Annotated in this window: 9 protein-coding genes; 2 read left to right on the top strand and 7 right to left on the bottom strand. The window is 71.7% G+C overall.

What is annotated here, in order from left to right; all coding sequences use genetic code 11:
* Positions 1-89: 89 nt before the first annotated feature.
* From CRYAR_RS34105 to CRYAR_RS34090, 4 genes are all read right to left on the bottom strand, one after another.
* Positions 90-443 carry a hypothetical protein gene (locus CRYAR_RS34105; protein WP_035857300.1) on the bottom strand — a complete coding sequence of 118 codons (354 nt, stop codon included), beginning with the start codon at positions 441-443 and terminating at the stop codon, positions 90-92.
* Positions 430-861: a YbaB/EbfC family nucleoid-associated protein gene (locus tag CRYAR_RS34100; protein ID WP_035857298.1), complete on the bottom strand. Its 432-nt coding sequence runs from the start codon at positions 859-861 to the stop codon at positions 430-432. The genes CRYAR_RS34105 and CRYAR_RS34100 overlap by 14 nt, the downstream gene beginning before the upstream one ends.
* Positions 862-981: 120 nt before the next feature.
* Positions 982-1,551, bottom strand: coding sequence for a hypothetical protein (locus tag CRYAR_RS34095; RefSeq protein ID WP_035857296.1), 570 nt, complete (start codon positions 1,549-1,551; stop codon positions 982-984).
* 16 nt (positions 1,552-1,567) lie between these two features.
* Positions 1,568-2,443 (bottom strand): SseB family protein, encoded by an 876-nt coding sequence (locus CRYAR_RS34090; RefSeq protein ID WP_035857294.1) that lies wholly within the window; start codon positions 2,441-2,443, stop codon positions 1,568-1,570.
* 106 nt (positions 2,444-2,549) lie between these two features.
* Between CRYAR_RS34090 and CRYAR_RS34085 the strand changes: the two genes are divergently transcribed.
* Positions 2,550-4,214 (top strand): right-handed parallel beta-helix repeat-containing protein, encoded by a 1,665-nt coding sequence (locus CRYAR_RS34085; RefSeq protein ID WP_035857292.1) that lies wholly within the window; start codon positions 2,550-2,552, stop codon positions 4,212-4,214.
* Entirely contained in the window at positions 4,211-5,458 is a 1,248-nt protein-coding gene (locus CRYAR_RS34080) for a S8 family serine peptidase (RefSeq protein WP_035857291.1), read from the top strand. Before CRYAR_RS34085 ends, CRYAR_RS34080 begins: the two co-directional genes overlap by 4 nt.
* A gap of 58 nt (positions 5,459-5,516) precedes the next feature.
* Here the strand turns inward: CRYAR_RS34080 and CRYAR_RS34075 are convergent, their stop codons facing one another.
* The 3 genes from CRYAR_RS34075 to eccB form a co-directional block, all read right to left on the bottom strand.
* Entirely contained in the window at positions 5,517-5,819 is a 303-nt protein-coding gene (locus CRYAR_RS34075) for a WXG100 family type VII secretion target (protein ID WP_035857290.1), read from the bottom strand.
* A gap of 21 nt (positions 5,820-5,840) precedes the next feature.
* Positions 5,841-6,185: a WXG100 family type VII secretion target gene (locus tag CRYAR_RS34070; protein WP_169745120.1), complete on the bottom strand. Its 345-nt coding sequence runs from the start codon at positions 6,183-6,185 to the stop codon at positions 5,841-5,843.
* A 134-nt stretch (positions 6,186-6,319) separates the two neighbouring features.
* A complete protein-coding gene (gene eccB / locus CRYAR_RS34065; protein WP_035857286.1) occupies positions 6,320-7,711 on the bottom strand; it encodes a type VII secretion protein EccB in 1,392 nt (463 codons plus the stop codon).

The following is a 7,711-nucleotide window of genomic DNA, read 5'->3' as shown; positions in this document are numbered from 1 at the left end:
CGGGTGTTCCTCCCCGTTCGATCGCGGCGCGGACCGACATCGGGCAGCCGCGTGGCGGCTGCCCGGGGTCGGTGATCAGTGACTAGCGGTCAGGTGTGGATGTTCGCACCGGCCTGACGGATGTCCGCGGCGGCGTCGGTGTCCTGCAGTTTGTAGTCGACCGCGGCGCTGATGACGTTCGTGCCCATGTCCTCGCCGTCGCGGGTCAGACTCTCGACCTGATCGTTGACCGCCACGTTGAAAGCGGCGCCGGCTTTGGTCGGCTTGAAATAGCCGTCGCGCAGTGCGTCCAAGACCTCCCCGCCGGCGATGCGCTGCGCGTCCAGCTCCCGGAGCTGCTCCACCAAGCGCAGCGCCGTCGCGCCGTTGTCGACGACCGCGCCGTCGAACCGGCCGCCCTTCCTGGCCAGGTCGTCGGTGTCTCCGGTCTCAAGCCAACCCATCGACTTCCTCCCGCTTCAGCGTTTCACGCACGTCCGCGTCGTGCATCCGGCCCAGCTTCCACGCGTTCCACTTGCCCGGCGCCCGCTCCCGCAGGTCCGCGGGCAGGCTCCGCTCGAGGATCGCGGCGCTCTTGGAGATGACGTCGTCGGTGGCCGCGCGGACCGTCGCCACGATCGCGGCCGACAACGCTTTGGAGTTCGGGTTTCGGTACACCCGGGCGTCGACGTCGAGTTCGAGCAGGTGGCCACGGGGGCCCACCACGGCCTTGATCAGGCCGTCCGGCGACCAGGCGGTGCCGGTCAGCGCGAGCGCCTCCCGTTGGACACGTTCGGCGTTACCGATCGCGGCCTGCAGGTCCTTGGCCATCGACGAGATCGCGGACCAGTCCGTCTCGTCGCCGCGCGGGATCTCTACCACCCGAATTCTCCCCGTGTTTCCTGCCGTCCCGGCCACCGCGCTGCGGCTGGGAACGGTGATGACCGTGTTGTCACGGTAAACAACGTGACCGTATCGCGGGGTTCAAATCGTCACAGTGGACTACGAGACCGCGGCGAGCAGGTCGCGGTAGGTGTCACGCACCACCTCGAGCCGGTCGCGGTCGAAGCGGTAGGGCTCGTCGTCGTAGACCAGGCGGCCCAGATCGGTGCGCATCGCCTCGGCGGGTACCGCGTCCGCGCCGTCGGGGAGGAACGCGAGCACCTCGTCCATCGCGGCGGCCGCGGCGGAGATCGCGGCCCGCACCTGACGCTGCGCAGCCGGGTCCAATCCGGATGCGTCGGCGGGCACCGACCCGGCGTGCCGGTCGGCGACCCAGAGCCACTCGCCCGGATCGAGCAGTTCGGACGGTGCGCCGTCGCCGTAGCGCACCTCGCCGGGTGGCGGCAGCAGAAGGTCGGCCGGAAGGCGGAACACGTACTCGCGGTAGCGGCCGCAGGCCGGGCACAAGCCGTCGTAGCGGCTGCCCAGTGCACCGGCGTCGTCCAGTTGGACGATCGCCGTCGAGCGCGGGAACTCGCGCTCGCCGCACACACAGGGGTGCAGGTCCAGGTACACGTGGGCCTCGTCGCTGGTGCGGGCCAGCGGGGGGCGCGGATGCGCGGTCGGCACGGGACGACTCTAACCGTCAGCTCGGAACGCGCTCGTAGTAGAGCGCGGAGATCTCCACCCACTCGGCGAGCAGGGCCACCTGCTCCCCGGACAGCCGCACCTCGAGCGACGTGTGCGGGTTGACCAGCATCGTGTACTCCGCGTCGGGCCACGCGGCGGCCAGCTCGAGCAGCGACGTGCGCACGGTCGGCACCGACGCCCCCAGCGTCGCGTCGGACAGCCGCTGCTCCGAGGTGAACACGCCGAGCGCGGGACCGTCGACCGGCAGTTCCGGGATCAGCGGCATCGCGGCCCACGGGAAGTACGGGTCGTCGAACGCGGGCTCGGACACCGGACGCAGCGTGGGCAGCAGCACGTCGGCGAGGACCAGCAGGTCGAGGATGAGCGCGCTGTTCCGGGTCGCCATCGCCGTGGCCAGCTGCTCCTCTAACTCGTCGGCCGGGGTGTCGTCCAGGTCGCCGCCGGGCAGCACGAGCATCTCGGGCGGGGTGGGGGGAACGACGTCGAGCTCGCCGGACGCGATCGACCCCACGGCGGTCACCGGCAGCACCGCCTCGATCGGCAGGGCCGGGTTGAGGGCCAGCCACCACGCCTCGTCCGGCCAGTCCCGCACCAGCAGCGGGTAGCCGACGCGCAGCACGGTGTCGGCGCCCCGGCCGATCACCCGCGCGACGCCCTCGGCCGACGTGAACGCGAGCAGCTGGGTACGCCCGTCTCGTTCCCGGGTGTGCAGCCGTCGAGCGGGTTCGGTCGTCGCGGGCAGGTAGAGCGTGGCGCCCGCCGCGAGCTGGAAGTACCGCTGGGTGTGCTGTCGCAGCAGCGCGTGGTGCATCAGCAGTTCGGTCTCGTTCGCCGGCTGCCACGCCGCCGCGCCGTACGCCGATTCGGTCACCGCGCGCCCTCTCGAAAGCCGGAAGTTCCGGCCGGAAGCCTAGCCAGAGCATCGACACCATCGGATACGGTGCTCAGCGGCCGACACCCGAGAATCAGACGGAGCCATGGCGCGCACACTTCTCGTCTCCTCCCGCCGGCCGGGAGCGTTACCCACGCTCGCCGACGCCCTGGAGGTCGTCGAGCCCGGGGGAACGATCACGCTCGACGCGGGTGAGTACGCGGCCGCCGTGTCCCTGCGGGACACGACGATCACGCTGACCGCCCTCGACGACGCCGGGGAGGTGACGGTCGACGCGACCGGTCTCGGCCGCCCGGCGCTGGAGGCCCGGAACGCCACGGTCACCGTGCGGGGTCTGATCCTGCGCTCGTCCGACGGGCCGGCGGTCCGGGCGACCGGCGGACGGCTCGAGCTCTCCGACTGCCGGTTGGCCGCCGGCTACGGCGCCGCGCTGACCGCGGAGGACGGCGCGGACGTGCGTGCGGAGAACTGCACGATCACCGCCGGCCAGCACGGCATCGTGTTCTCCGACGCGACCGGCCGGATCGCCGGGTGCACGGTCTCCGACGTCACCGACGACGGCATCATCGTCCGGTTGGGCGCCGACCCGACGATCGTCGACACCAAGGTCACCGGCACCGGCTACCGCGGCGTGTACGTCTACCAGGCCGGCCGCCCCACGTTGGACCGCTGCGAGATCGCCCGGACCGGCGACGTCGGGCTGGCCGCGGTCTACGACAGCAAGCCGGTGGTCCGCTCCTGCCGGATCCACCACACCGGCGGCGTCGGCATCCTGATCGGCACCGGCTGCGGCGGCACGATCGAGGCCTGCGAGTTCGAAGCCACCGCCACCCCGGAGATCGAGGTCGAGCCGGGCGCGAACCCCACGATCAGCGCGAACCGGGAACCGGGCGCGGGCGCCCGGGACGACGCGGCCGAGGCGCGTCAGGCCGAGGTCGACACGCTGCTCGAGAAGCTCGACGCGATGGTCGGCCTCGACGGGGTCAAGGCCGAGGTGCGTGCGCTCATCGACGAGATGCAGGTGAACGCGTGGCGGCGCGAGGCCGGGCTGTCGGTCGGGGCGGTCAGCCACCACCTGATCTTCACCGGCGCGCCCGGCACGGGTAAAACCACTGTGGCCCGGCTCTACGGGCAGCTGCTCAAGAGCCTCGGCGTCCTGCCCGACGGCACGTTCAAGGAAGTCTCCCGCCGCGATCTGGTGGGCCAGTACATCGGCCACACCGCCGAGAAGACGGCGGCGGTCGTCGACGAGGCGATGGGCGGCGTGCTGTTCATCGACGAGGCGTACACGCTCTCCCGGTCGAGCGGCGGCGGCGCCGATTTCGGCCAGGAAGCGATCGACATGTTGGTGAAACTGATGGAGGACCACCGTGACCGGCTCGCGGTGATCGTCGCCGGCTACACCAACGAGATGACCACGTTCCTCGACACGAACTCCGGTCTGGCGTCCCGTTTCGCGAAGACGATGGAGTTCGTCAACTACGCCCCGGCCGAGTTGACGCTGATCAGCGAGCGGATCGCCGGCGCCGACGACTACCGGCTGGAGCCGGGCCTCGAGGACGCGCTCTACGAGCACTTCGCCGGCATCGATCGGGGGCCGAACTTCGGCAACGCCCGCGAGGCCCGCAAGTTGCTCGAGGGCATGCGTAAGGCGCAGTCCGGCCGGCTCCGCAAACTGGGCCGCGTCCCGACCCGCCAGGACCTGCAGACGCTCACGATCGACGATCTGCTCGCCGCCACCGGCACATGAGAGCGCGCGTCCTGGCGGCGGTCGCGGTACTGGCCGCACTGGTGGTGCCGGGCTCACCGGCGGCCGCCGCGGACCAGTGCGCCGAGCCCGGCAAACCACTTCCCGGGGTGCCCTGGCCGCAGCAGCGGCTCGAGCCGGAGACCATCTGGCCGGTGGCCGCCGGGTCCGGGGTGCGGGTCGCGGTGCTCGCCTCCGGGGTGGACGGTGAGCACCCGCAGTTGCGTGGCCGGGTGTCCGGCGGTGCGGATCTGCTGCCCGACGACTCGTCGCCGTCGACCGACTGCGAGGGCTTCGGGACGCGGGTCGCGGGTCTGATCGCCGCGGCCCAGGTGCCCGACATCGGCTTCCACGGCCTGGCGCCGAAGGCGACGATCGTGCCCTACCGGGTCTCCACCGGCGAGGTGATCACACCACCCGACGACGAGACCGACCGGTCGGCCGGCACCCCGGGGACGCTCGCCGACGCGATCCGAGCCGCCACCGAGGCGAAGCCGGACGTGCTCGTCGTACCGGTGGTCACCTACGTCGACGACCCGGACGTGAAGTCCGCGGTGGCGGCGGCCGTCGCCGCCGACGTCGTGGTGGTCGCCACCGTCGGCGACGGCCCGCCGTCGCCGGACGGGCCGGTCACCCCGTACCCGGCGGCGTACGAGGACGTGCTCGGCGTCGGCCCGATCGACGTCGACGGAACGCTCGGCGGTGTGACGGAGCTGCTGGGTGGCACCGGCGTGATCGATCTGGTCGCTCCCGGCGACGCGATGCTCTCCACCCAGACCGGCGGTGGCCTCGCCCAGGTCGACGGCAGCGCGTACGCCGCCGCGTACGTGGCCGGCACGGCGGCGCTCGTCCGGAGCCGGTGGCCGTCGATGCGCGCGGCCGAGGTCGTGAAGCGACTGCTCGCCACCGCGACGCCGATGTCCGCGGGTGCCGGGCACGGCGTGGTGAGCCCGACGCAGGCGGTCTCGGAGATCATGGCGACCGGTACGCCGGTCGCGCCCCCGTCCGACCTGGCCACGGTTCCGCCCGACGCGGCCGCCCGGGCGGCCCGGCAGCGCAGCACGGCGATCGAGACGGCGACGGCGGCCGGCCTGGGTGTGGTCGCGTTGCTCGGCCTCGGGTTCGCGATCGCGCTGCCGCTCGGGCGCCGACGCGGCTGGCGGCCCGGGATCGCTCCGCGCCCGGAGGAACATCCGGAGGACGACGTGCCGGAGCCTCCGCGTCAGCTGTTCGAGGACCGCCGCTGACGTCACGCACGCGAAACGGCCCCGGTGCACCGCACCGGGGCCGTTTCCTCGAAAGCCCTTACGCCAGGAACCGGGCGCCGACCTTCTTGTCGAGCTCGTGCATGTCGATCCCGGCCTGCCCCACCTTCGGTGCGAGCTGGGTCTGCAGGACCTCGCGCAGCCCGTCGGCACCCTGGTGCCACTGGGTCTTGCACTGCTCGAACAGGGCCTTGCTGTCCGGGCTCTCCCAGGTCATGCTCGCGAACGCGGCGTCGACCTCGGCGAGGTTCGTGTCCATCTGCTTGCAGAACGAGGCGATGGCCTCGGAGACCAGCTGAACACCTTCGAACTCGTAGAAGATGTCATCGGCTTCGAGCGGCATGGCGTACTCCTCTCCGGCGGCTCAGCGGCCGTTCAACGCGCTGATGATGGGGCTGTTGATGTCGAAGGCCGACGTGAGGTTGTTGAGCTCGGCCGCAGCCTGTCCGTCCTGCCCCGAATACTCCACCGCGCCTTGCGAGACGTGCGAGGCGATCGTGTTCAGGGCGTTGAGGATCTTCTTCAGGTTGGCATCGATCTGCGGAGCCGCCGCTTGCAGCGCCTTGCCCGAGTCGCCCCGCATCGACGCGGCACCGGTCGTCTCGATCGTCATCAGCAGGTTCGCCAGGTTGGCCGCGATACCTTCGCCGACGTTTTCCGCCTTCTTCGCAGCGTTCTGCATCGTGCTTGACTGAGCTTGCAGAGCCATTGCGAAATCACCTCTCTCCATGTTCGAGCGAATGTCGCTCCATTGGGGAGGCGGCCGCCACCGCATCGGCCGCCGCCGCACTTAACGTAGACAACTCCGGCAACTCGTGGATCACCTTTCGCGCTGCTCGTCGTTCATCCGATCGGTGTGACGGCGTCCGCGCGGGTGAGCGCCGGGCCGGTCGGAAGCCGGCCGAGGAGGGCGCGGGGCATCGTGACCGCGTCCGCGTCGGTGTAGCCGAGGGCCGCCAACGCCTCGCCCGACTCGACCGGGAACCGCTTGCCCTGATCGGTCACCAGGGAATACGTCCCGCTCTCCCGGTCACGGACGATCGCGGCCCGGCCGGGCGGCACGCTCACCCGGTCGGCCAGCATCGCGCCGTCGGTGGTCTGCTTCGCGGTCACGATCGCTCCGGTGTCCGCGTCCGCGCCCGAGGACACCGCGAGCGTCGGCGCGGCGCCGCCCCTGGCGTCGAACGTGGCGCAGACGCTGCCCTCGGCCGGCACCTCGAGCGGGGTGGGCCGACGCTCGGGGGCGCGCTGCGCGGTCGGCGACGACGAGGCCAGCCGGGTGCTGACGGGTACCGCGGCGATCTCGGCCGGGGGGATCTCGCGCGGCGTCACCGCCCGCTCGGACTTGAGCAGGTCCATCTGCAGTGGGGTGAGGCGGGCCAGCCCGTCGTCGACGACCAGGTAGAACGTCCCGCTCGCATCCCGGCGGTCGACGACCACGTCACCGACCGTGCGGCCGGGCACCTTCGTCGACGAGTTCCCGGCCTTCGGGACCGCGATCCGGCCGATCGGGTCACCCTCCGGAAGCGTGTTCAGCCAGGCGCCACCGACGTCGATCGGCGCGGTGCCGCTCGTGAACAGCGCCGCCGCCGCTTTCGGCGCGGTGAGCCGGTAGCGGTGCCCGTGCCACACCAGGTAGTCGGCGGACTCGCCGTCGGCGGTGCGACCGCGGACGTAGAGGCTGCGGTCACCGACCGGTGTCCCACCGGCGGCCACCCGTCCGACCAGCAGCGCGGTGGCCACGGTCGGCTGCCCGGCGGCGTCCTGCGCCGGTAGGCGGCAGGCGGCCCAGGCGCCGGTGAGCAGGTGCTTGGTGTCCGGGAGCGAGGCCGGTGCTCCGACGATGCCGACCGGCCGGCCGCGAGGCACGTCGGTCAGCGAGTTGCGCGGCACCGTGAACGTCTTCGCCGCGCTCTGCCCGGAGATCAGGAGCGCACTCGTCAGGTTGACGGTCGGCGTCAGGCCACCGCCCAGGTAGACGAACGTCGCCCCCGTCTCCTTCTCGACCACGACCGCGTTGTCGAACTGCCACCGGTTGCTGCCGGTCTTCGTCAGCAGCCCGTAGATACCGAAAGCCGCGGCGACGATCACCGTCACCATCACGCCGATGAACGCCGCTCCGACGCCCCGGCGCAGCGGGGACTGTGCCGGGTCGGTCTCCCGCATGATCAGCGCGGAGATCGCCCGCTGCAGCATGAACTGGTAGGAGTGCAGCTGGTCCTTGCGGGAGGCCAC

This window comes from Cryptosporangium arvum DSM 44712 (assembly GCF_000585375.1).
Taxonomy (GTDB): Bacteria; Actinomycetota; Actinomycetes; order Mycobacteriales; family Cryptosporangiaceae; genus Cryptosporangium; species Cryptosporangium arvum.
Note: the sequence above shows the minus strand (reverse complement) of the source record. Positions and strands in the feature narration are given on the sequence as shown.

Coding starts and splice junctions, on each gene's coding strand:
- CRYAR_RS34075 (WP_035857290.1), bottom strand. CDS start 5,819: ATGCCGCTCGAAGCCGATGACATCTTCTACGAGTTCGAAGGTGTTCAG.
- CRYAR_RS34080 (WP_035857291.1), top strand. CDS start 4,211: ATGAGAGCGCGCGTCCTGGCGGCGGTCGCGGTACTGGCCGCACTGGTG.
- CRYAR_RS34070 (WP_169745120.1), bottom strand. CDS start 6,185: ATGGCTCTGCAAGCTCAGTCAAGCACGATGCAGAACGCTGCGAAGAAG.
- CRYAR_RS34105 (WP_035857300.1), bottom strand. CDS start 443: ATGGGTTGGCTTGAGACCGGAGACACCGACGACCTGGCCAGGAAGGGC.
- CRYAR_RS34085 (WP_035857292.1), top strand. CDS start 2,550: ATGGCGCGCACACTTCTCGTCTCCTCCCGCCGGCCGGGAGCGTTACCC.